Raw genomic sequence first — 23,410 nt, 5'->3', positions numbered from 1 at the left:
GGGGTTCAGACCCTGCCGCTGATGGCGTCTGCCAGCATGGGAATGCGTATGGCGCGAATTCTAGACGCCTACGCTAGCCGAGCTTGGCCCGGCCCACTTCATTCAAAAGTAGTAGCGGCTGATGGTGTCGGCAATGCACGCCGGCTTGGCGCCGCCATCGATTTCCACCGTCACGCGGATCGTGGCCTGCACACCGCCGTCCTTGGTGCGTTCCGCGGCGATCAGATCGCCGCGACCGCGGATGCGGCTGCCGACCGGCACCGGCGCCGGGAAGCGCACCTTCTCGCAGCCGTAGTTCACGCCCATTTTCATCCTGACATCGACGATTTCCGGCAGAAACCGCGACGCCAGCGACAGGGTCAGGTAGCCGTGCGCGATGCAGGCGCCGAAAGGGCCGTCCTTGGCACGCTCGGCGTCGACATGAATCCACTGATGGTCATCGGTGGCGTCAGCGAACTGGTTGATGCGCTCCTGGGTGATCGTGACCCACTGGCTTTCGCCCAGCGGCTGGCCGACGGCGGCCAGGATGGCGTCGGCGGAATCGAACGTCGTGGGCATGTCAGGCTCCGGCAGAGTGCGAAATTGAGGCGATATCTCGATACGCCGCTACGCGGCTACTCAATATGAACGGCAAGGGACATCAGCCTGCGCTTACGAGCGCTGGCTCGACGCCGAAATCACTTCGCCGACCAGATACGAGCTGTAATCCGACGCCAGGAACACCATGATGTTGGCGATTTCCCAGGCTTCGGCGCCACGACCGAAGGCCTCGCGGCTGGCCAGTTCGTTCAGCAGCGCTTCCGGCGCGCTCTTGCGCAGATGATCGTGAAACACGATCGACGGCGACACCGCATTGATGCGGATGCCGAATTCCGCCGCCTCCAGCGCCGAGCAGCGCGTCAGTGCCATCACGCCGGCCTTGGCCGCGGCGTAATGCGCCTGTTCCTTCTGCGCACGCCAGCCGAGCACCGAGGCATTGTTGACGATCGCGCCGCGACCGCGCGGCTGCATCTTCTTCAGCATCGCGCGGGTCATGCGGAACGTGCCATTCAGGGTCACGTCGATGACCTTGAGCCAGTCTTCGTCGCTCATGTCGACGACGCGCTTGCTGCCACCGAGACCGGCATTGTTGATCAGCACGTCGACGCCGCCGAGCTGGTCCTCGGCGGTATCGATCAGATTCTGCACATCGTCCTCCACCGCGACGTTGCCGACACAGCCGAACACCGGCTGCTCGGGAAACTCCTTGCGCAGGGCCTGCACGGCCTCGTCGGTGCGGCGCGGATGGATGTCCGACAGCAGCAGCGCACGGCAGCCTTCTTCGAGGCAGCGCTTGGCGGTGGCGAAGCCGATGCCACCACCGGCGGCGGCGGTGATCAGCACCGACTTGCCCTTGAGCAGGCCGTGTGCGGGAACGTAGTCAGGCGGTGGAATCGTGATCATCGGAAGGTTGTCAGTTCGCGGGGCGCGGTTCGCGCGGCATGCCGAGGCCACGCTCGGCAATCAGGTTCAACTGGATTTCATTGGTGCCGGCGTAGATGGTGTCGGCGCGCGAGAAGAAGAACATCTGCTGCAACGGCCGGATCGCCGGATCGTCGGTGACGATGTCGCCTTCTGCCCCGAGCACGTCCATCGCCAGCTTGCCGAGATCGCGATGCCAGTTGGACCAGTAGTACTTGTAGATCAGCGCTTCGCGCTTGAGCCCGAGCTCGGCGCCGTTCTCTGACGGCGCCAGCATGCGCAACGCGTTGTATCGCATCACGCGCAGACCGGTCCACGCATCGGCGATGCGTGTGCGAATCGCCGGATCGCTGGCGCGGCCGTTGCGCTTGGCCGCGGCGATGATCAGGTCCAGCTCATAGGCGAAGTGCATCTGCTGGCCCAGCGTCGACACGCCACGCTCGACTTCGAGCAGACCCATCGCCACCTTCCAGCCGTCGCCCGGCTCGCCGACGATGTGCTCGGCCTGCGCGACGGCGCCGTCGAAGAACACCTCATTGAATTCGGAACCGCCGCTCATCTGGCGGATCGGGCGGATCTCGATGCCGGGCTGATCCAGCGGCAGCAGCAGGAACGCCAGACCCTTGTTGCCCTTGCTGCCGGGCTCGCAGCGTGCGAGCACGAACACCCAGTCGGATTCATGCGCCAGCGAGGTCCAGATCTTCTGGCCCTGCACGCGCCAGGAACCGTCGGCCTCCTGCCAGCAGCGCGTCTGCACGTTGGCCAGATCGGAACCCGCGTTCGGCTCGGAATAGCCCTGCGCCCAGAACTCGCGCCCGGCGACGATCTCGGGCAGAAAGCGCTGCTTCTGTTCCGCCGTGCCGAACTTGATCAGCGCCGGACCGATCAGGCCCTCGCCGATGTGACCCATGCGGCCGGGGCCGCCGGCGCGCGCGTATTCCTCGTGGAAGATCACCTGCTGTTCGATCGACAGCGCGCGGCCGCCATGCGCTTCGGGCCAGCCGACGCAGGTCCAGTCCCCGGCGGCCAGTTCGCGTTCCCATTCCTTGCGCAGTTCTGGGAAGGCTTCCTCGTCGCCAGGGCCGCCGCGATGCTTGAGTTCGGCGAAGCGCCCGCTCAGATGCTTGCGCATCCAGCTGGCGATTTCCTCGCGGAATGCTTCGTCTTCGGGGGTCGGATCAAGTCGCATGCGAGGTTATCCCAGTAGACGGTCGGCAACAGCGCCGCGCAGCGCATCGGCACTGCCAAACCAGTGGCTCGAGGCCTGGGCGCGCTTGAAGTACAGCTGCGGGTCGTATTCCCAGGTGAAGCCCACGCCGCCGTGCAGCTGGATCGCTTCCTGTGCACAGCTGTAGAAGGTGTCCGACGCCAGCGCCTTGATCGCGGCGCATTCCATGGCCAATGCGGCGGAATCGCCGTCTTCACTGACCGCGAGCGCCGCGGCGCCATAGACCGCAGAGCGCAACGCCTCAATCTTCACCATCATCTCGGCACAGCGATGCTTGACCGCCTGGAACCCGGCAATCACGCGCCCGAACTGCTTGCGTCCGCCAGCGTACTCGACGGTCAGATCCAGGCATTGCTGCGCCGCACCGAGCTGTTCGGCGGCCAGATACAGACGCATCAGCGCAGCGCAGCGTGGCAGGCCGTCGGCAAGACTGTCGGCGGTATCGATACGCACCGCGTCATGCACGCCGCTCAGCTGCACATCGGCAAACTGGCGCGTGGCGTCCCAGGTCTGCCGTGATGTCAGCTTCACGCCCGCGGCAGCGGCGGGCACTGCAAACAGGCCACGACCGCCGGCGGACAGGGTCGCGCAGACCAGAAACCAGTCGGCACCCGCGGCGTCCGGCAGCAGCGCAACGCCGCCGTCCAGCACCCAGTCGTCGCCTTGTGGATGTGCGTGCACCGCGGCAGCGGCGGCATCCCACTGCGCCGACGTGCCGAGCATCGGCAGGCTCATGCGCAGTTCACCAGCCGCGATCTGCGGCAGGAAGCGCGCTTGCGCGACATGGCCGCCCAGCTGCTGCACCGCTGTCGCCGCCATGCACACGGTTGAGAAGAACGGCGCGCACAACAGGCGGCGCCCGGCCTGTTCCTGGATCAGGACCAGCTCGACCGGCCCAAGACCCAACCCGTCGTATTCCTCGGCGATGGCGGTGGCGCACCAGCCCAATTCGCCCGCGAGTCGCTGCCACAGACTCTCGTCGTAGCCCAGCGTGGTCTCCATCGCCGCGCGCACGGCGTCGGAACGGCTGGCGTCGCCCAGAAAATTCTCGGCGGACTCCCGGATCAACACCTGATCTTCGGTGAAGGCGAAGCTCATGGAACGGTCACTCTCTTCATGCCGCCATTATTCGGTCGAAAGCCCCGGACGCTCTTCATCCATAGGGACGATTACGGTCATGACCCCGCATGTCGCGATGCCGACGGCATAACATGGCAACATGGATCCGGAAATCCGCCCACACCCGCGAACTTGAGATGGTCAAACGCCCCGAGAACCTCCAGATCGTCGTGCGCCAGCCGGACATCGACCTGCGACCGCTGATGCGGCGCCAGCGCTACTGGCTCGGGGGCGATCCAGTGCTGACCCATTTCATCAACGCGCTGCAGGCCACGTTTCCCGAAGGCGAGCGTTTCTTCATCGACAGCGCACGTGATGTCAGCGCGACGCTGCCACCGGAGCGCATGACGCCGGCGCTGCAGCAGGATCTGAATGCGTTCATCCAGCAGGAAGCCCGTCACGGTCGCGCCCATGACGCCTGGTGCGACGCGCTGGTCGATATCGGCTACACGCGCATGCCGGAATACGACGCGCAGATGAAGAAACTGCGCCTGTGGTCGCGCAAGCACATCGGCGCCCTGACGCGACTGGCGCTGACCGCGGCGGCGGAACACATGACCGCGTCCATCGCTCTGCTGCTGCTGGAGCGCCGCAGCGATCTGCTCGAAAACGCGGAGCGCCCTGTGCGCGACCTGCTGGCCTGGCATGCGCTGGAGGAATGCGAACACAAAGCGGTGTGCTTCGATCTGTATCAGGCGGCCGGCGGCGGCTATCTGCGCCGGAGCATCGCACTGCTGTTCGAGCTGTTCGACATCTATGTGCATGTGCAGACGCGACTGCGCTATCTGCTGAAGACCGATGGCCTGTGGACCTGGAAGATGCGCTGGCGCGTGTTCCGCGACATCTGGGGTCCGCGTGGCGTGATGGGCAGCATGTACGGCCTGCTGTGGCGCTATCTGAGACCCGGCTTTCACCCCTGGGACAGCGACGAGCGCGCCGCCTTTACCGCACGCTATGGCGATCTGATTCCGCGCTGATCAAGCGATCACTGACAGCACCGGAGCGCTGCGTACGCTCAGGGACGCAACCAGCGCTGCAGCTGCGCACGCTCTTCATCGTTCAGCGGCACCGGCGTGCGTGTCGGCTGGGTCATGCGCACGTGAACGGTGTCGATCGTCGCCGCACAGTGGTCACCGTCGAACAGGCCGACGCCAACCGTGAACGACGTGCGTCCGATCTGTGTCACCCGCACGCCGACGCGGATGTCGCAGGGGTACATCAGTTCGCGTCGATAATTGATCTCGAGCTTGACGATGACGCTGTAGCGCTCGGCGTGTGGCACCCACAGCTCGATCTCGCGCAGAAACGCGGCGCGACCGGTCTCGGCAAAGACGGCAAAGGCCACGTTGTTGACGTGGCCCTGCATGTCCAGGTCGGCGAAGCGGACGTGCTCACGCGTCCAGTAGGGATACGACGCCACCGCAGTGGCATCGTGGATTGCAGTCGAATTCATGCCGGCAAGTTTAAGGCCTGCGCCTGACGTGTGGCGCAGGCTCGCAAGCCTCAGGTTCCGTAGACCTTCTGCGCCTTCGGCGCCTCGGCAATCAGCGCGTCGACCACGTCGGTCAATTCCTCCGGATTCCAGCGCGCTTTCTTGTCGCGGATCTTGCCGGTCTTCCAGCCGGTGGCGATCGACAGTTTGCCGCCCTCGACTTCGAACACCTTGCCGCTGACGTGCGCCGACAGCGGGCTGCACAGCCACACCACCAGCGGTGCGACGTTCTCCGGCGCGTAGTGATCGAAGCTGCCATCTTCCGGCTTCTTCATCATGTCGCCGAACGGGCCTTCGGTCATGCCGGTGCGTGCAGCAGGCGCAAGCGCGTTGGCAGTGATGCCGTAGCGGCCCAGTTCGGCCGCCTGCACCAGCGTCAGCGACGCAATGCCGCCCTTGGCCGCCGAGTAATTGCTCTGGCCGATGTTGCCCTGCAGCCCGGCGCCGGAGCTGGTGTTGATGATGCGGCAGTCGACCTTGCCGCCGGTAGCCTTGACCTGATCGCGCCAGCGCTTGACCAGCGTGTTGGCGATGCAGAAGTGCCCTTTCAGATGCACCTTGACCACCAGGTCCCACTCGTCTTCGCTCATCGACGCGAACATGCGGTCGCGCACGACGCCGGCGTTGTTGACGACGCCATGGACGTCGCCGAATGCGTTGACCGCCGCGCCGACGATCGCTTCGGCACCGGCCATCGAAGTGATGTCGTCGCCGTTGGCCACGGCCTTGCCGCCGGCTGCAACGATTTCGTCAACCACTGCCTGCGCGGCGTCGAGACGGATGTCGTTGACGACAACGCCGGCGCCTGCGGCCGCCAATGCCATGGCGTACCCACGGCCGAGACCGGCGCCCGCGCCGGTGATGATGAAACTGCGTCCTTCGCAGATACCCATATCTGAAATCCTCAATGCATGACGGCGCTCTCCCCGTCCGGGGAGAGCGCCGGAATCAATCCTTACAGCCGCTCGATGATCGTGACGTTGGCGACGCCGCCGCCTTCGCACATGGTCTGCAGGCCGTAGCGACCCTTGGTCCGCTCCAGCTCGTGCAGCAGCGTGGTCATCAGCTTGGTGCCGGTCGCGCCCAGCGGATGCGCCAGCGCGATGCCGCCGCCGTTGACGTTGGTCTTCTGGTGCGGGAAGCCGGTTTCCTTGAACCACGCCAGCACCACCGGCGCGAAGGCTTCGTTGATCTCGACCAGATCGATGTCGTCCAGCTTCATGCCGGCCTTCTTCATCGCGTGATGCGTCGCCGGAATCGGCGCGGTCAGCATGTAGATCGGATCGTCGGCCAGTACGCTCATGTGATGGATGCGCGCACGCGGCGTCAGGTTGTAGCGCTTCAGCGCGGCTTCCGAAACGATCAGCATCGCCGATGCGGCATCGCCGGTCTGGCTCGACACGCCGGCAGTGATGCTGCCGCCCGGCGCCAGCGGTTCGAGCTGCGCCATCTGCTCCAGCGTGGTATCGCGCACCGTCTCGTCCTGGGTCAGACCTTCGGTCGGCAGCAGCTCGCGTGCGAAGCGGCCCTCAGCCTGCGCCCGGCGGGCGCGCTGATGCGACGCCAGCGAGAATTCTTCCATCTCGCGGCGCGAGATTTCCCACTTGTCGGCGATCATCTGCGCGCCGAGGAACTGCGACACCGGCGTGGTGCCGAAACGCTCGACCCAGCCCTTGGAGCCGGAGAACGGATCGGAGAAGCCCAGCGGCTTGGCTGCGAGCATCGCCGAGGTGATCGGGATCTGCGTCATCGTCTGCACGCCACCGGCGACGATGACGTCCTGCGTACCGCTCATCACGGCCTGCGCGGCGAAGTGCACGGCCTGCTGCGAGGAACCGCACTGGCGGTCGATAGTCACACCCGGCACATGCAGCGGCAGCTGTGCGGCCAGCCAGCAGGTGCGCGCGATATTGCCGGCGAGCGGCCCGATCGCGTCGAGACAGCCGAACACGACGTCGTCGTAGTCTTCGGCCGGAATGGCGTTGCGCTCGACCAGCGCCTTGAGTGCGTGCGCACCCAGATCGGCACCGTGCATGTGCGACAGCGAACCCTTGCGCTTGCCGGTGGGCGTACGCAGGGCGTCGACGATATAGGCTTCGGCCATGACTGAACTCTTCCTTAGTTGAACGTGGCGCCCGGACCGATCGCGGCGTCCTCGGCGAGGACGAAACGACTGATGCGGGTCTTATGGAACTTGCGGTCACCCCAGGCGGCATCCAGTGCCCAGGCCCGCTTCATGAACATCTGCAGATCGGCTTCCCAGGTGTAGCCCATCGCGCCGTGCACCTGAATGCTTCTGCGCGCGGCCAGCAGCGCGGCTTCGCCGGCGGCGAGCTTGGCGTGCGAAACCTGCTCACTGGCGTTCGCAGCGCCGTGCGTGATCGCGTAGGCGGCACGGTAGACCACCGGTTCTGCGAACTCGATCTTCACGGCGACGTCGGCCATGTGATGCTTGACCGCCTGGAAGCTGCCGATCGGCTTGCCGAACTGCTTGCGCTGGGCGGCGTGATCGACGCCCAGGTCCATCATGCGATGCGCCAGCCCCAGCAGCTGCGCCGCCAGTGCCAGCGTGGCGCGATCGATCACGCCGTCCCACAGCGCCTTGCCGATCGATGCCTTGCAGATGCGGCTGGTTTCACTCGGCGTCCACTGCAGCTGATACAGGCGCCGCGAGGCGTCGATGCTCGGATTGATCGTCAGCTCGACCTGCTCGCGCGATAGCGCGTGAATCTCGTCGTTGTGCCACAGCAGCAGCAGATCGGCGAGTTCGGCATCGGCAACCAGGGGATTGATCGGATGACCGACGGCGACGCGCGCCTTGCCTTCCGCAATGCGCGGCAGCCACGCCCGCTTCAGCGCCAGATCGGCCGGCAGATGATTCAGCAGATAGACGCCGAGATACGCGGTGTCGGTCAGTGAGTCGGGAATGCCGTGGTAACCGAGTTCCTGATGCACCAGCACCCAGTCCAGATCCGTCTGCCCGATGCCACCGAATTCTTCCGGCACCGACAGCGCGGTCAGACCCTGGTCGGCCAGCTTGCTGCGCAGCTCGGCGGAACGACCGGTCTTGGTCGTCTCCCAGATCTCGCGCAGCATCTCCGGTGCAGCTTCGACCACGAGAAAGCGACGGATCGCGTCGCGGAACGAAACCTGCTGATCGTCAAATGTGAAATCCATTCCTCAATCCTCGAAGCGCATGAAGAAGCCGTAGCGAGCAAGCGTGCCCGCAAGGAGCAGGAGCACAGGAGCCGCAGCGTACGTGTGGGTACGTGAGGACTCCGAGCACCGCACGACGCCGCGGGCGCGCTGCGCAGTAGGCTTATTCATGCGCGGGGCAGGCCGAGCATGCGCTCGGCAATGATGTTGCGTTGAATCTCGTTGGTGCCGGCGTAGATCGGTCCCGCCAGTGAGAACAGGAAGCCGTCCAGCCACTGGCTGAGCCCCTGCGCCGCGGGCGCGTCCGGCATCAGCTCGCCCAGCGGGCCGAGGATGCGCATGGCGGTTTCGTGCATCAGCACGTCCAGCTCGGACCAGAAGATCTTGTTGGTGCTGGCTTCGGCGCCGATCTGTCCGCCCTTGGCCAGACGGCTCGCGGTGCGGTAGGTCGCCAGCGTGTAGGCCTCGGCATCCATGTAGGCCTTGACCACGGCGTCACGGATCGACGGATCGGTGTCGGCCGATTCGCGGTGCGCGTTGTACAGCTTCACTAGATTCCGTGCGGTCTGCTGGAAGCGTGCCGGCGAGCGCAGCATCAGGCCGCGCTCGAAGCCCGCCGTCGCCATCGCGATACTCCAGCCCGCGCCTTCGGCGCCCAACCGGTTCTCGACCGGCACCTTGACGTCGTCAAAGAAGATTTCAGCGAAGCCCGGTAGTCCGTTGAGCTGCTTGATCGGGCGGATCGTGATGCCCGGAGTATTCAGGGGCATCAGGACAAAGGTCAGACCGTGGTGCCGGGTCGAGTCCGGATCGCTGCGGAACAGACCGAACAGCCAGTCGGCCCAGACCGCACGCGTCGACCAGGTCTTCTGTCCGTTGATGACGTAGTGATCGCCGTTGCGCACCGCGCGACTGCGGATCGCTGCCATGTCGGAGCCTGCACCCGGCTCCGACCAGCCCTGCGCCCAGATGTCCTCGCCTGCCGCCATGCGCGGCAGAAAGCGCTGCTTCTGCTCGGCGGTGCCGTATTCCATCAGGGTCGGCGCCAGCAGGAAGATTCCGTTCTGGTTGACGCGCAGCGGTGCCCCGGAGCGCCAGTACTCTTCCTCGAAGATCAGCCACTCGATCAGGTCAGTGCCGCGACCGCCGACGTCCTTGGGCCAGGTCACCGCACTCCAGCGGCCGGAGAACAGCTTCGACTCCCATTGGCGATGCTGCTCGAAGCCTTCCGGCGTATCGAAACTCTGCAGCGAGTTCTGCGGCACGTTGGCCGCGAGCCACTCGCGGATCTCGGCGCGGAACGCCTTCTGTTTTTCGGTGTATTCCAGTCTCATGATCACTCAGTCCCTGGATGCCGCGTCAAAGCGCGCATCTCGTTTTTCGACGAACGCTTTGCGCGTTTCGGCGGAGTCTTTTTCGGAGTACGCCTGCAGCGTGAAGCCCTGCTCCCAGCGGTACTTGTCTTCGAGGTTGCCGTCTTCGATCCCGTTCAGCGATTCCTTGGCGAGCCGGATCATCGCGGTGCTCTTGGTCGCGATCGTGCGTGCAATGCGCAGCGCCGCTTCGCGCAGCTCGTCCTTGCTGACGACCTTCTCGACCGCACCGAGGCGATACGCCTCAGCGGCGTCGATCGGCTCACCGGTGAAATACATCATGCGCACCTTCTGCACCGGGAACAGGCGCTGCAGATGCGCGCCACCGCCCATGGCGCCACGGTCGACCTCGGGCACGCCGAAGGTCGCGCAGTCAGAGGCCACGACGATATCCGCCGCGCCGGCGATGCCAATGCCGCCGCCGAGCACGAATCCATGCACCGCGACAATCACCGGCAGCGCATTGCGATGTACGGCGCGGAAGGTGCGGTAGTTGCCGGCATTGACCGAGACGATCTTCTCCGGATGCAGGTTGAGTTCCTTGATGTCGACGCCAGCGCAGAAACCGCGGCCTTCGGAACGGATCACGATCACGCGCGCGCCCTGAACCGTGCCCAGACGCTCGATCTCGTCGGCCAGCGCGTGCCAGCCCGCGTCGTCCAGCGCGTTGACCGGCGGACGATTCAGCACCAGTTCGGCGATGCCGTCGGCAATGGTGGTGGTAAAACCGTGTTGGCCAAGGCCGGAAGTCATGTCGGTATCCTCAAACCGCAGCGTCTGCGGTGATGGTCTGCAGCGCCAGCAGGCGCTGCTCGGCTTGCGCCACAATGGATTCAATCAATTCGGCAACGCTGGGCAATGCGTCGATCACGGCAGCCACCTGACCGGACGGCAACACGCCCTCATCGGGACGGCCCTCGACCATCGCGCGCTGGATCAGCACCGGCGCATTGGCCGCCATCATCGTCTGGATCGCGCCGTCACCGTCCTTCAGTGCGGCAACGAAGGTTTGCAGCATGTGACCCACGGTCATGCCGGTATGCGCGCGCCAGTGCCAGGCACTGGCCAGCGCCACGAACAGACGATGCAGCAGACCGCCGCTTTCGAGCTTGAGCAGCAGCGGATTGTCAATCATGCGCTGCGGCATGCCGTCGACTGCCGTCGAGGCGCGGATATGCGCCGGCTCCTTCACGTCGATGTACTTCTGCAGCGTGCCGCGCGGCACCGGTGATTCGGTCGTCATCAGGAAGCGCGTGCCCATCGCAATGCCGGCGGCACCGTAGGCCAGCGCACCGGCAAGACCGCGGCCGTTGTGGAATCCGCCCGCGGCCACCACCGGAACGTTCACCGCATCCAGCACCTGCGGCAGCAACAGCGTGGTCGGCACCGAGCCAGTATGCCCGCCGCCTTCGCCACCCTGCACCGTGATGATGTCGGCGCCCAGCTGCACCGCCTTGACCGCGTGCTTGAGCGCACCCACGGTCGGCATGCACAGCACGCCCGCGTCCTTGAAGCGCTTGATCGTCTGCGCGTCGGGGCCGCGACCGTAGGACACGGCACGCACCCTGTCCGCGTTCTTCAGCACCAGCTCGATCACTTCACGCGCGTTGGGCTGGAACATGTGAAAGTTGACACCGAAGTTGGCGCCGGTTGCGGCACGCACGGCAGCAATTTCGGATTCCAGCGTCGCGGTCGACATCGTCGCCGCGGCCAGGAAGCCGAAGCCCCCGGCGTTGCTGGTTGCCGCGACCAGCTTGCTGTCGGCGACCCAGCCCATCGCGGTCTGCACGATCGGATAGCGGCAGCCGAGCTTTTCGGTCAGTGCTGTGTGCAACGCGCTCATGCGTCACCCGCCTTCTGTTTGTTGCTCGCTGCCATGGCCTTGGCATCGAGACCGCCAAGGTTGTTGCTGCTGACCAGCTGGTTGTGCGCGTGTGCGTAGTGATGCATGTGAAAGGCCGCGTCCATTGCGGTGCGCTTGCCGCGCAGATCCTCGACGTGATTGATCGCCTGTTTGGTCAGCATCAGGCCCATCCGCGGCTGCCGCGTCAGGCGCTGTGCCACCGCCATCGTTTCGGTTTCGAGCTGTTCGCGCGCAACGACCTTGTTGACCATGCCCATCTGATACGCGCGCTCCGCTGGCATGCGCTCGCCGAGGAACAGGAACTCCTTGGCAATGCGCGGGTGCAGCTCGAAGGCATGCGCGAAATATTCGACGCCCGGAATGCCCATCTGCACCACCGGATCGGCAAACCAGGCATCGTCCGCCGCGATGATCAGATCGCAGACCCACGCCAGCATCAGACCGCCGGAGACGCAGGCACCCTGCACCATCGCGATGGTCGGCTTCGGAATGTCGCGCCAGCGCCGGCACATGCCCAGATAGACTTCCTGTTCGCGCACGTACTGGAACTCGGCGCCGGGCTTGCCGACGTGATCCGGCCACAGATGCACGCGCTCGAAGCTCTCATGCACGTCGCGTTCCGGCGTGCCGATATCGTGGCCCGCGGAGAAATTCTTGCCGTTGCCGGCCAGCACGATGACCTGCACCGCATCGTCGTCGACCGCGCGACGAAACGCGGCGTCGAGCGCATAGGTCATCTTCGAGTTCTGCGCGTTGTGATAGCGCGGACGATTCATCGTGATGCGCGCGACCCCGTCCTGCACGGCGTACAGCACCGGTGCATCGCTGACTTCGGTGTTCATGCGCTCGCCTAGCATTTGACGATCACCGAGGAGCCATGGCCGAACAGGCCCTGGTTGGCGGTGATGCCGACCCTGGCGCCCGCGACCTGACGCGCACCGGCCTGGCCGCGCAGCTGCCAGGTCAGTTCGCAGACCTGCGCCAGTGCCTGCGCCGGCACCGCTTCGCCGAAGCAGGCCAGACCGCCGGACGGATTCACCGGCAGGCGGCCGCCGACGCTGGTCGCGCCTTCGCGTACCAGGCGTGCGCCTTCGCCACGCGCGCACAGCTGTAAATCCTCGATCCAGTCGAGTTCCAGCGCGGTCGACAGGTCGTAGACCTCGGCGACGCTGATGTCTTCGGGCCCGATGCCGGCTTCCTCGTAGGCCTTCTTCGGCAGCGCGGCGCGGAACGAATGCGCTTCGCAGGCGACCGCGGAGTCGGTGGCGATATCGGGCATCTCCACCAGCGCCGACGCGAAGCTCGGCGTCACCGTCGAGATCGCCGCGACCCGCGGCGCATTGCCCTTGCCGATCTTCCTGGCGTAGTCGACGCTGGACACGATCAGCGCAGCGGCGCCGTCGGACGTGGCGCAGATGTCCATCAGTCGCAGCGGATCGGCCACCATCGCCGAAGCAGCCACATCCTCGGCACTGAACAGCTTGCGATAGCGCGCGTTCGGATTCTCGAAGCCGTGCTTCGCGTTCTTGACCTTGACCCGCGCGAAATCCTCCAGGGTATCGCCGTACATTTCCATGCGGCGCCGCGCGTACAGCGCGAAGTAGGTCGGATTGGTGATGCCCAGCCGGAATCGCACCCAGTCCGGATCGTCCGGACGGTCGCCGGGCTGCGGCTTCAGAAAGCCCTTGGGCGTGGTGTCGGCGCCGATCACCAGGGCGACTTCGCATTCGCCGGACAGGATCTTCGAGCGCGCGGCGGCCAGCGCCTGCGAGCCGGAGGCACAGGCCGCGTAGGATGTGTTCACCTGCGCACCCTGCCAGCCCAGCGCCTGCGCGAAGGTCGCGCCGGCCACCTGGCCCGGATAGCCGTTGCGGATCGTCGCGGCGCCGGAGACGAAGCGCACATCACGCCAGTTCACGCCGGAGTCGGCCAGCGCGTCGCGCGCGGCCTTGACGCCGTACTCGACGAAGTTCTTGCCCCACTTGCCCCAGGGGTGCATGCCGACGCCGAGGATGGCGATCTCGCGATTCGTGCTCATGCGCCGACCACCCGCCACTTCCAGGTCAGCTTGCCGTCGTCCAGCGGCTCCAGCACCAGCTCCATCGGCATCCCGACCTTGAGCGTGCCGAGGTCGGTGCCGGTGGCGAGCTGGCCGAGCACGGTCATGCGTTCCCGCTCCAGCTCCACTGCGGCGATGCCGAACGGCTGGAACGGGGTATTGGCGATGTAGGGTTCCGGCGGCTGGTAGGACGCGCTGGTGTACGACCACAGCGTGCCGGTGCGCGACAGCGCCACTTCTTCGAACGACTCACTGTCGCAATCCGGATTGCGGCAGTAGGTCGTCAGCTTGGGAAAGTAATAGGTGCCACAGGCCGTGCAGCGCGTGCCGAGCAGCTGCGGCTGCTTCACGTCCAGCGTGAACCAGCCGGGCAGCACCGGCTGCGGCGTCGTGGTGTCCTGCTGCTGTGTCGGCGCGTTCATGCGGGCTGACGGATTCCGGGCGGATTGTCCTTGAGCTGCTTGCTGCGCACGTCACGCGGGTCGAGCTGACGGATGATCGCCAGCTGTTCTGCGGTCGGGTGCGTGGTCTCGCCCATGTCCGGCGCCTGGATCAGCGGGAAGCCGGTTGCGGCCTCCACCTGCTCGAAGCTCACGCCCGGATGCAGGCTGACGACACGAATCGCATGATCAGGGCCACCAAAGTCCATCACACACAGGTCGGTGACGATGTGGTGGATGCGCATGTAGTCGTTCTTGACGCCCTGCGGCCAGCGCTCCTTGCGGTAGCCGACCGAGCAGACCAGATCGACTTCCTTCTCGACGAACACGCGCGGACCGTGGTTCGGCACGAACATCGAATTGGTGTGGTTGATGCTGTTACCGGGGAAGCCGCGCAGGCCCAGCATCTGACGCTTAGGCTTGGAGAACTCGCCGATGCACGAGATGTTGGCCTGGCCCCAGCGGTCGACCTGTACCGGCCCGACCAGCGCGTGACGACGGCCATGCCACAGTGCCTCGAACACGCGCGAGTACGGCATGTAGCCGGCATAGCTGCGGCCGTCGTGATTCTTGGCGCCGATCACGACCGGCTCTTCGACCAGGAAAGCTTCGCCATCGGTGATCATCAGACCGGGGCTGTGCGTCAGCTTGGCCAGACCCTGGGCGATGCGCGGGATGATGCCGATGCCGGTGGCGAGGACTTCGCCCTCGTCACGCCAGACATCGGCGCAGGCGCAGATCAGCAGTTCGGCGAGGGTAAATTCAGTGCTTGCCATGATCAGAACACCTGCCGGGGCAACGTAACGATGGCATCCAGCCCACCGACGGCCTGCTGATAGGCGGCTTCGCCACCATTGATGAATTCCTCTGCGTACCGGGCCCAGCCACCGTCCTCATCGGCCGCCGCGCAGTAGCGCTTCAGATGCGCTGCGTCCCAGCCGTAGCTGCCGCCCTTGGCGACCACGGCCACGTTCGACGTCGGATGCGCACCGCCGCGTGCGGCGACGACGCCCGTCACCAGGCTGCGCTCGAATGGGTTGCTCTGGGCATCGGCCTCGTCCGAAGCGATGCGGTCGACCAGTTCCTCGCAACTGACATAGACGCGATCTGCCGCACGCGCGAACAGTTCGTCGAAGAACGGATCGGGCGCGTACAGCCGCGTGTTGCCGAGACGATCCGCCGTGTGCAGATGCAGCAGCGCAACGTCGAGCTTGATCGCCGGCATCGCCAGCAGCACCTCGCCGTCGGCATACGGCGACGTCACCGTGCGCAGATCCGGATTGACCTTGGTGAGCTGGTCGGTGGCCAGGCCGACGCGCGTCGGCAGGAACGGCAGGCGCATCGCCGCCGCACGCAGGCCCCAGTGCAGCTGGCCCTCGTCGAGTTCCATCGCTTCGATCTGCGCAGCCTCGCGCGCCTTGCGGAAGAACGGTTCCAGCGGAATGAAGTCCAGCGAGACAAAGCCGTAGATCAGCTTCTTCACCTTGCCGGCCGCACACAGCATGCCCATGTCCGGGCCGCCGTAACCGACGACGGTCAGATCCTTCAGATCCGAGCGCAGGATCTCGCGCACCAGGCTCATCGGCTTGCGCCGCGGACCCCAGCCGCCGATGCCGATGGTCATGCCGTCGCGCAATTGCGCGACGACGTCAGCGGCCGTCATTTCCTTGTTCAAGCTCACGAAAGAGGTATCCCTGTTGGATTTATTGGAAGCCGACCGAGAAGTCGTGGCCCCAGATGCTGACTTGCTTGGTTTCGGTGGTCTGGAACGTCGCCGGATCGACGATCAGTCCACCCCAGCCGTACTCCATCGCGAAATTCGACGGCGTCAGCATGTAGAACGAGGTCATGCGATCGTTCTCGTGTTCGCCCAGCGTCGCCATCAGCTTGACGCCGTGCTGGACGCGACGGTCGTGGGCACGACCAACATCGGTCATCGAGTTGACCTCGACCATCATGTGCACGCATCCGGCCGGCGCCGGCATCTCCGCCAGCGCGATGCTGTGATGGCGGCCGCTGGCGGCATGCAGGAAGTACAGCCGAATCACCGGCGCGTCCGGGCCGGGCTGGAAATTGAAGACGTCCGACAGGCCGAAGCCGAGCACTTCGCGGAAGAACTTGAGGCTGGCATCGAACTGCAGCGACGGCAGCACCGTATGGCCCACGCCATAAGGGCCGGTCTTGAAGCCGGAGGTCACCAGTTCCGATGCGAACGGCACGCTGCCGCCGGTGTAGCCGTGGCTCAGCTCATGCAGGTTGCCGGAGGGATCGACGAACGTGACCATCGCTGCGACCCGGCGCAGCGCCACGGCGTCGGCCGCCGCGGGGGTGACTTCGACGCCAGAGGCTTTGACTGCGGCAACCGCGGACTCATAAGCGGCCGCGTCGACCGCTTCCCAGCCCGAGGCGACATAGCGATCCTCCGCGCCAGGCAGCACCAGGATGCGGAAGTCGCGCTCGTCGAGCTTGACGAACAGGCCGCCACCCGGCGCAGGCGACGTCATCGCGCCCATCACCTGTTCGGCGAAGGCTTTCCACTTGGAGACGTCGGTGCACTGCGCGACGACATAGGACAGCGCCTTGATAGTAGCCATGCTGGGGATCCGTTCTGAAATGGGTGCAGATTCTGCAGACCTGCATTATCAGAAGCGGACCGCTCAGCATCTTCATCCGTTTTGATGAGTCGTTCTCGTGACGCGGGCCGCGCCAATACGACAACGGCGCACCGGAAGGGGCTCGGGTCGCTGCCTCGCAGTGACCCGACCCTTCCGGCGCGCCGGGATACAGCGGTGACTTCAGTGCTGCGCTTCGGGGGTATGCAGAACCAGGCCGTCGAGTTCGTCCGAGACCGTGATCTGACAGGCAAGGCGCGAATTTTCGTCCGAGCCTTCTGCCAGATCGAGCATCGAGCGTTCGGTGTCGCTCTTGGGCGGAAGCCGGTTCAACCATGAGGCCTCGACATGCACATGGCAGGTGGCGCAGGCGCAGGCGCCGCCGCAGTCCCCATCGATGCCGGGAATGATGTTGTCGACTGCCGCCTGCATCAGCGAGGTACCGTTTTCGGCCTCGATGGTTTTTTCGTTGCCGCTGAAGTCAATAAACGTGATTTTTGCCACGGGATCCTCCTGTGACGCCGTTCTGCGCAGCCTCGCGCAGCCGTGGCGCCAACAATTCGCTAACAATTCATCGGGGTATCCGCAGCACACCGGTTGTCCGGCGCGCTGCGGAATCAGTTCGTGCCGCGCTTCAGGCGTTGATCCGCACTGGAATCGCCTCGAAGCCCTTGACGAAGCTTGAGAACACCCGCTTCGGTTCACCGATGACTTCGATCTGCATCGGATTGGGCCAGCGCTTGAGCACTTCTTCCCACAGGATCCGGAGCTGCAGTTCCGCCAGGCGATTACCAACACAGCGGTGGATGCCGAAGCCGAACGACAGGTGATGGCGCGGGCGCGCACGATCAATGATGAAACTGTCGGCGTTCTCGATGGCATCGCTGTCGCGATTGCCGGAGACGTACCACATCACCACCTTTTCGCCCTTCTTGATCTTCTTGCCGCCCAGCTCGGTGTCCTGCAGCGCGGTGCGCCGCATGTGCGCCAGCGGGGTCTGCCAGCGGATGATCTCCGACACCATCGAACCGATCAGCGACGGGTTCGCGCACAGCTTGCGATATTCGTCGGGGTTCTCGTTCAGCGCCAGCAGGCCGCCGCTCATGGAATTGCGGGTCGTGTCGTTGCCGCCGACGATCAGCAGCAGCATGTTGCCGAGGAACTCCTCGGGGCTCATGTTGCGGGTGTTGTCGGAGTGCGCCAGCATCGACAGCAGGTCGGGACCGGGCTCGGAATTCACGCGCTCGTTCCACAGCTTCATCATGTACGCCGCGCATTCGTGAATTTCCTTCATGCGCGCTTCTTCGGAATCGATACCGAAGGTGCCGATTTCCGCCGTGGCGACGTCGGACCAGCGCGTGAGCTTGGCACGGTCTTCCCACGGGAAGCCAAACAGGGTCGCCAGCATCTGCGTGGTCAGATTGATCGAAACCTTCTCGACCCAGTTGAACGGTTCGTTGACCGGCAGGGAATCCAGCGCAGCCTGTGTGCGTTCACGGATCAGACCTTCGAGCTTGGCCAGATTCTCCGGCGCGACGATCGGGCTGACCGTCTTGCGCTGCTCGTCATGCTTGGGCGGGTCCATGGCAATGAACATCGGCAGGGTCGCTGCCGCGTTGTTGTCCATGATCGTGATGCCGCCGAAGCGCGACTCCGACGAGAACACCTGATGATTGGTGTCGACGCTCATGATGTCGGCAAAGCGTGTCACCGACCAATACGGACCGTGCAGGCTCTTCGCGCAGTAATGCACCGGATCTTCCTTACGCAGACGCGCGAAGTACGCCATCATCGTGTTGTTCTGGAACAACGCGGGATCGGCAACATCAATCTCGTCCAGCGGGATCGAAGCGGCGGCGCGGGCAGCGGCCTCTTGGGTCAGACTCATGCTTGATTCTCCTGTCTCGCGCGGCACCGGGGTCGCGTACCGGGTGCGCACCGGAACCGACTGAAGCCGCAAATGAAACCGCAATGGCCAACATGGAAATGCCCTGCCAGCCTGTATTAGTGCGTAGTACAACTACGCACTTATGAATTTATACGTCGGCGAACCCATCCCCTACGCCTATCTTTAGGTGGGTTTTGCGGCTTGATGCGCGCATTGCGGAGCTCCGCCAGCACGTTCCGAGCCCTTTCTGAAAAAGGTCACGTGGAGCCCGGCGTATCAGATGCGGTCGCCGACTCGCGCGGACGCCTTCCGGCATTGTCGTCACCTTATTAACGTTCGGGATTTACGGCAAGAAAACCGGAATTACTGCGCGCAAGGGCTCCGGACCCCACTTTCATCGAGCGATTCGACTCAGCCCTCCCTCACGGTCGGGCGTTCGGGGGTCATCGCGAGCAGTGCTCGCGAAACATGACCCCCTCACCCCAACGGATGATGAATTGAGGGGGGGGATGTCAATAATGCAGCGACGCACTTTGCGCGCGGCTTTCGCGCCCGTTCCCGCCGATGACACACCCGACTTCTGATCAATCCCAACGCCCCAGTTCCGGCGCCGCCGACGGCACGCTGCCGGTCGATGCGCCACTGCGCGTCGCCGGAGCCGGCGCCATTCAATGGCATCGCCAGTGCGAACTGCTGGTCGTGGGGTATGGCGCGGCCGGTGTTGCCACCGCGATCAGCGCCCATGAATCCGGCACTGACGTGCTGGTGGCCGAACGCTTCGAAGGCGGCGGCGCAACGATCAAGAGCGGCGGGGTCGTCTATCTCGGCGGCGGCACGCGCTATCAGCGCGACGCCGGTTACGAAGACACCCCGGATGAAATGTTCCGGTACCTGCAGCAGGAAACCGGGGACGCCGTCAGTGACGCGGAGCTGCGCCGTTTCTGCGACGGCAGCCTGGAGCTTCTGGAATGGCTTGAAGCCCGTGGCGCGAGATTCCAGTCCTACGCGCATCCGCCGAAGACCTCGTACCCGAAAGACGGTGTCTATCTGTATTACTCCGGCAACGAAAGCGTGCCGGCATTCGCCGAGAAAGCCCGGCCGGCACCGCGCGGACACCGTGTGGTTGCCGCGGGAATCGACGCCGGCCGCGTGCTGTATCAGGCCCTGCGCAGCTATGCGGATCGTCTGAAATTTCCGGTGCTACAGCAGACCAGTGTGCGCCGGCTGATCATCGATGAGCGCAGCGGCGCGGTGCTGGGCGCCGAGGTCGCGCAACTGACGCCCGGCTCGGCAGAGCAGCAGCTGCATCAGAAGCTGATGCGTCGTGCCGAGAAGGTGCACAACTTTGCCGGCGCCTGGGCTGACCGTCTGCGCGCACGCGCGCTGCAGATCGAGCAGCAGCACGCCAAGCGCCTGCACGTGCGGGCGACCCGCGGCGTCGCGCTGTGCACCGGCGGCTTCGTGTTCAATCGCTCGATGGTGGCGCAGTACGCGCCGAAGTACCTGCCAGCGATGCGCCTCGGCGCCACCGGCTGCGACGGCAGTGGCATCCGCCTGGGTGAATCCGCCGGCGGCGCGCCGACGCGGATGGAGAAAGGCTCGGCATGGCGTTTCATCAATCCGCCGACGGCGTGGCCGCTGGGCGTGGTGGTCAATCGTCGCGGCGAACGCTTCTGTAACGAACAGGTTTACGGCGCGCGGCTCGGCGTCGAGATGTGCGAGAACAATGGCGGCAAGGCGTATCTGGTCATTGACCGTGCACTGCGCCGCCGCGCGATTCGCGAAGCGCTGTTCGGCGGCCTGTGGGCATTCCAGGGCATTCCGGCCCTGATCCTGATGCTGTTCGCGCCGCGCGCGAAGACGCCGGAACTGCTGGCGGACAAACTCGGTCTGCCGCGACAGGCGCTGCGCTCGACGATCGACCAGTACAGCGCCGACACCCGCGCCGGTGCGGTCGACGCGCTGGGCAAGGACACGGCGTTCCGTGCGCCGCTCGAAACACCGCCGTACTACGCGATGGACATCTCTGCCGACAGCAAGACCTTCCCGTGCCCGACGATCACGCTCGGCGGCCTGCGCGTCGAGGAAACCAGCGGCGCCGTGCTGGACACTGAAGGCAACCCGATTGCCGGCCTGTTTGCCGCCGGCCGCGCCGCCGTCGGTGTGGCGTCCAATGGCTACGTCAGCGGCCTGTCGATCGCGGACTGTCTGTGGTCGGGCCGCCGCATTGGCCGCCATCTGGCATCGCAACAAGACAAGCAACAAGCCGCCTGAGCGATCACGCCGGACGCGGCCTCACAAAAGATTTATTCGAGGAGTCAACGATGGGACGAGTTCAGGACAAGGTCGCGATCATCACCGGCGCGGCCAGCGGTGTGGGCAAGGAAGATGCACTGCTGCTGGCGCGCGAAGGCGCCAGAGTGGTACTGACCGATATCAGCGAGGACGCCGGACGCGCCGTCGCCAAGGAGATCGGCGCCGACCAGGCCTTGTTCGTCAAGCACGACATCGCCTCCGAAGAAGGCTGGATCAATGTCATCAAGGCAACGCAGGACACCTTTGGCGGCGTCGACATCCTGGTCAACAACGCCGCGATCCTGGCCCAGGCCACGATTGAGGAAACCTCGCTGGAACTGTGGCAGAAAGTCCAGCGCATCAACTCGGACGGCTATTTCCTTGGTTGCAAGTACGGCCTGGAGGCCATGAAGCAGCGCCCGAGTGGCTCGATCGTGAACATGTCGTCGATGGCCGGCATCGGTGGCGTCTCCTCGTTCTGCGCCTACAGCGCGTCCAAGGCCGCGGTCGCCGGTCTGACCCGCACCGTCGCCGCGCATTGCCGCGCACAGCTGTACAAGGTCCGCTGCAATTCGATCCATCCGGACGGCATCGCCACACCGATGGTGTTCAACCTGCACAAGGAGAAGGGTTCCACCAGCTCCTATGTGCGCGAAAAAGATCCCAAGCAGCTGCAGGCGCGCTTTGCGCAGCCGCAGGACATCGCCAATCTGGTGCTGTTCCTGGCCTCCGACGAATCGCGCTTCATCAACGGCGCCGAAATGCGCATCGACAACGGCTATCTGATGTGGGCCGACTGAGCCCCGGCGATTCCCTCGATCGATCCCTTGAGTGCTTCGATGATTGATACCGTTCCTGGCGCATTTGCGGCATCGGTCGCGCGCTACGCCGACCGTCCCGCGCTGATTGGCGAGGACGGCAGCACCCTCAGCTACACGCAGCTGGATGCCGTGCGCTTGCAGGCCACCCGGGCGCTGATTGCGCTCGGCGTGCAGCGCGGCGACTGCGTAGCGATCTGGGCGCCGAATACGGTCGAGTGGGTGATCGCCGCGCTGGCCGTGCATAGCGCCGGCGCGGCACTGGTGCCGATCAACACGCGCATGCGGGGCGAAGAAGCCGCCTACGTGCTGGAGCGCAGCCGCGCGCGCGTATTGTTCTGTATCGGCAATTTTCTGGGTCAGCACTACCCGGCGCTGCTGGCGCCGCACCAACCGCAGACCCTGGAAACCCTCGTCGTGCTCGGCGCAACCGCGCCCGGCGAATGCGACTGGAGCGGGTTCCTGCAGCACGCCGAGCGCGTCGAGCCTGACACCGCACGCGCACGTGCGGCCTCGGTCGAGCCGAGTGATCGCATGGACGTGATGTTCACCTCCGGCACCACCGGCCAACCCAAGGGCGTCATCACCGTGCACGCGCAGAATCTGCGCGTGATCCGCGAATGGTCCGATCGGATGTCCCTGTCGCCCGAGGACCGCTACCTGCTGGTCAATCCGTTCTTTCACGCCTTCGGCTACAAGGTCGGCTGGCTCGCCGGCCTGATCGCCGGCTGTGCGGTGATGCCGCATGCCGTGTTCGACGCTGCTGCGGTGATGCGGCGCATCGACGCGGAAAAGGTCTCGGTGCTGCCGGGACCGCCGACGCTGTTCATCAGCCTGCTGAACGATCCCAAGCGCGCCGACTGCGATCTGTCGTCGCTGCGCGCCACGATCACCGGAGCCGCGGCGGTTGCGCCGGCCCTGGTCGAGCGTATCCGCAGCGAACTGGGCTTCAAGATCGTGCTGACCGGCTACGGCCTGACCGAGACCTGCGGCATCGTGTCGCTGTGCGATCCCGACGACAGCGCCGAGACCATCGTCAGCACCTGTGGCCGGCCGATTCCCGGCATTGAAGTCCAGTGCATTGGCGAGGACGGCGTCGCACTGCCCCCAAACACGCCGGGCGAAGTCGTCGTGCGCGGCTACAACGTGATGCAGGGTTATCTGGATGACGCCGAGGAAACCGCCAAGGCGATCGACGCCGACGGCTGGTTGCACACCGGCGATGTCGGCGTGCTCGACGAACGCGGCTACCTGCGCATCACCGACCGCCTGAAGGACATGTACATCACCGGCGGCTTCAACTGCTATCCCGCCGAGATAGAACGCATGATCGCCGCACATCCCGCGATTGCGCAGGTCGCCGTCGTCGGTGTGCCGGATGAGCGCCTGGGCGAAGTCGGCAAAGCCTACGTCGTGCTGCGTCCCGGACAGACGCTGGACAGCGGCGCATTCATCGCCTGGTGCCGCGACAAGATGGCCAACTACAAGGTACCGCGCAGCGTCGAAGTGCTTGATGCGCTGCCGAGTAACGCATCCGGCAAAGTGCTCAAGTTCGAGCTGCGCAAGCGCTCGGCTTGAGCGCCGCGACCCAATAACGAGGAGAGT

General features: G+C 65.1%; 23 protein-coding genes. 4 read left to right on the top strand and 19 right to left on the bottom strand.

Annotated features, from left to right (window positions below):
- Window positions 1-102: 102 nt before the first annotated feature.
- The 4 genes from E4T66_RS14840 to E4T66_RS14825 all read right to left on the bottom strand — a co-directional run bounded on the left by E4T66_RS14840 (window position 103) and on the right by E4T66_RS14825 (window position 3,787).
- Window positions 103-558, bottom strand: a complete 456-nt coding sequence (locus E4T66_RS14840) for a MaoC family dehydratase (protein ID WP_136849843.1) — start codon at window positions 556-558, stop codon at window positions 103-105.
- 93 nt (window positions 559-651) lie between these two features.
- Window positions 652-1,443 (bottom strand): SDR family oxidoreductase, encoded by a 792-nt coding sequence (locus tag E4T66_RS14835; protein WP_136849842.1) that lies wholly within the window; start codon window positions 1,441-1,443, stop codon window positions 652-654.
- A gap of 10 nt (window positions 1,444-1,453) precedes the next feature.
- Window positions 1,454-2,650 carry an acyl-CoA dehydrogenase family protein gene (locus E4T66_RS14830; RefSeq protein WP_136849841.1) on the bottom strand — a complete coding sequence of 399 codons (1,197 nt, stop codon included), beginning with the start codon at window positions 2,648-2,650 and terminating at the stop codon, window positions 1,454-1,456.
- Between the two features lie 6 nt (window positions 2,651-2,656).
- Window positions 2,657-3,787: an acyl-CoA dehydrogenase family protein gene (locus E4T66_RS14825; RefSeq protein WP_136849840.1), complete on the bottom strand. Its 1,131-nt coding sequence runs from the start codon at window positions 3,785-3,787 to the stop codon at window positions 2,657-2,659.
- A gap of 113 nt (window positions 3,788-3,900) precedes the next feature.
- On the opposite strand from E4T66_RS14825, the gene E4T66_RS14820 reads away from it, so the two are divergent.
- A complete protein-coding gene (locus tag E4T66_RS14820; RefSeq protein ID WP_169577645.1) occupies window positions 3,901-4,785 on the top strand; it encodes a metal-dependent hydrolase in 885 nt (294 codons plus the stop codon).
- A 38-nt stretch (window positions 4,786-4,823) separates the two neighbouring features.
- On the opposite strand, the gene E4T66_RS14815 is transcribed toward E4T66_RS14820, so the two are convergent.
- The 15 genes from E4T66_RS14815 to E4T66_RS14745 form a co-directional block, all read right to left on the bottom strand.
- Window positions 4,824-5,261: an acyl-CoA thioesterase gene (locus E4T66_RS14815; RefSeq protein WP_136849838.1), complete on the bottom strand. Its 438-nt coding sequence runs from the start codon at window positions 5,259-5,261 to the stop codon at window positions 4,824-4,826.
- A 50-nt stretch (window positions 5,262-5,311) separates the two neighbouring features.
- Complete coding sequence (locus tag E4T66_RS14810) at window positions 5,312-6,193, bottom strand: SDR family oxidoreductase (protein WP_136849837.1); 882 nt, start codon at window positions 6,191-6,193, stop codon at window positions 5,312-5,314.
- Between the two features lie 62 nt (window positions 6,194-6,255).
- Window positions 6,256-7,404 (bottom strand): acetyl-CoA C-acetyltransferase, encoded by a 1,149-nt coding sequence (locus tag E4T66_RS14805; RefSeq protein WP_136849836.1) that lies wholly within the window; start codon window positions 7,402-7,404, stop codon window positions 6,256-6,258.
- 14 nt (window positions 7,405-7,418) lie between these two features.
- The gene (locus E4T66_RS14800; RefSeq protein WP_136849835.1) at window positions 7,419-8,477 is read right to left on the bottom strand and encodes an acyl-CoA dehydrogenase family protein; all 1,059 of its coding nucleotides are present in this window, start codon (window positions 8,475-8,477) and stop codon (window positions 7,419-7,421) included.
- 146 nt (window positions 8,478-8,623) lie between these two features.
- Window positions 8,624-9,790 (bottom strand): acyl-CoA dehydrogenase, encoded by a 1,167-nt coding sequence (locus tag E4T66_RS14795; RefSeq protein WP_136849834.1) that lies wholly within the window; start codon window positions 9,788-9,790, stop codon window positions 8,624-8,626.
- Window positions 9,791-9,796: 6 nt separating this feature from the next.
- A complete protein-coding gene (locus E4T66_RS14790; protein ID WP_136849833.1) occupies window positions 9,797-10,582 on the bottom strand; it encodes an enoyl-CoA hydratase family protein in 786 nt (261 codons plus the stop codon).
- A 10-nt stretch (window positions 10,583-10,592) separates the two neighbouring features.
- The gene (locus E4T66_RS14785) at window positions 10,593-11,672 is read right to left on the bottom strand and encodes an NAD(P)H-dependent flavin oxidoreductase (protein ID WP_136849832.1); all 1,080 of its coding nucleotides are present in this window, start codon (window positions 11,670-11,672) and stop codon (window positions 10,593-10,595) included.
- Window positions 11,669-12,535 (bottom strand): enoyl-CoA hydratase, encoded by an 867-nt coding sequence (locus tag E4T66_RS14780; RefSeq protein ID WP_211242946.1) that lies wholly within the window; start codon window positions 12,533-12,535, stop codon window positions 11,669-11,671. Before E4T66_RS14780 ends, E4T66_RS14785 begins: the two co-directional genes overlap by 4 nt.
- A gap of 8 nt (window positions 12,536-12,543) precedes the next feature.
- Window positions 12,544-13,731 carry a lipid-transfer protein gene (locus E4T66_RS14775; RefSeq protein WP_136849830.1) on the bottom strand — a complete coding sequence of 396 codons (1,188 nt, stop codon included), beginning with the start codon at window positions 13,729-13,731 and terminating at the stop codon, window positions 12,544-12,546.
- Window positions 13,728-14,174: a Zn-ribbon domain-containing OB-fold protein gene (locus E4T66_RS14770; protein WP_136849829.1), complete on the bottom strand. Its 447-nt coding sequence runs from the start codon at window positions 14,172-14,174 to the stop codon at window positions 13,728-13,730. Before E4T66_RS14770 ends, E4T66_RS14775 begins: the two co-directional genes overlap by 4 nt.
- Window positions 14,171-14,971 carry a CoA-transferase subunit beta gene (locus E4T66_RS14765; RefSeq protein ID WP_136849828.1) on the bottom strand — a complete coding sequence of 267 codons (801 nt, stop codon included), beginning with the start codon at window positions 14,969-14,971 and terminating at the stop codon, window positions 14,171-14,173. Before E4T66_RS14765 ends, E4T66_RS14770 begins: the two co-directional genes overlap by 4 nt.
- On the bottom strand, window positions 14,971-15,867 hold the full coding sequence (locus tag E4T66_RS14760) for a CoA transferase subunit A (protein ID WP_136850023.1): 897 nt from the start codon (window positions 15,865-15,867) through the stop codon (window positions 14,971-14,973). The genes E4T66_RS14765 and E4T66_RS14760 overlap by 1 nt, the downstream gene beginning before the upstream one ends.
- Before the next feature lie 28 nt (window positions 15,868-15,895).
- Window positions 15,896-16,786: a VOC family protein gene (locus E4T66_RS14755; RefSeq protein WP_136849827.1), complete on the bottom strand. Its 891-nt coding sequence runs from the start codon at window positions 16,784-16,786 to the stop codon at window positions 15,896-15,898.
- 201 nt (window positions 16,787-16,987) lie between these two features.
- The gene (locus E4T66_RS14750) at window positions 16,988-17,308 is read right to left on the bottom strand and encodes a 2Fe-2S iron-sulfur cluster-binding protein (RefSeq protein WP_136849826.1); all 321 of its coding nucleotides are present in this window, start codon (window positions 17,306-17,308) and stop codon (window positions 16,988-16,990) included.
- A 130-nt stretch (window positions 17,309-17,438) separates the two neighbouring features.
- A complete protein-coding gene (locus tag E4T66_RS14745) occupies window positions 17,439-18,692 on the bottom strand; it encodes a cytochrome P450 (protein ID WP_136849825.1) in 1,254 nt (417 codons plus the stop codon).
- Between the two features lie 564 nt (window positions 18,693-19,256).
- Between E4T66_RS14745 and E4T66_RS14740 the strand changes: the two genes are divergently transcribed.
- From E4T66_RS14740 to E4T66_RS14730, 3 genes are read left to right on the top strand one after another with little or no spacing between them, the layout of a single operon-like run.
- The gene (locus E4T66_RS14740; RefSeq protein WP_136849824.1) at window positions 19,257-20,966 is read left to right on the top strand and encodes an FAD-binding protein; all 1,710 of its coding nucleotides are present in this window, start codon (window positions 19,257-19,259) and stop codon (window positions 20,964-20,966) included.
- A 50-nt stretch (window positions 20,967-21,016) separates the two neighbouring features.
- Entirely contained in the window at window positions 21,017-21,787 is a 771-nt protein-coding gene (locus E4T66_RS14735) for an SDR family oxidoreductase (protein WP_136849823.1), read from the top strand.
- Between the two features lie 39 nt (window positions 21,788-21,826).
- The gene (locus E4T66_RS14730; RefSeq protein ID WP_136849822.1) at window positions 21,827-23,383 is read left to right on the top strand and encodes a FadD3 family acyl-CoA ligase; all 1,557 of its coding nucleotides are present in this window, start codon (window positions 21,827-21,829) and stop codon (window positions 23,381-23,383) included.
- The last annotated feature ends 27 nt before the right edge of the window (window positions 23,384-23,410 follow it).

Source organism: Sinimarinibacterium arenosum (genome assembly GCF_005047655.1).
Lineage (GTDB): Bacteria > Pseudomonadota > Gammaproteobacteria > Nevskiales > Nevskiaceae > Solimonas.
Note: the sequence above shows the minus strand (reverse complement) of the source record. Positions and strands in the feature narration are given on the sequence as shown.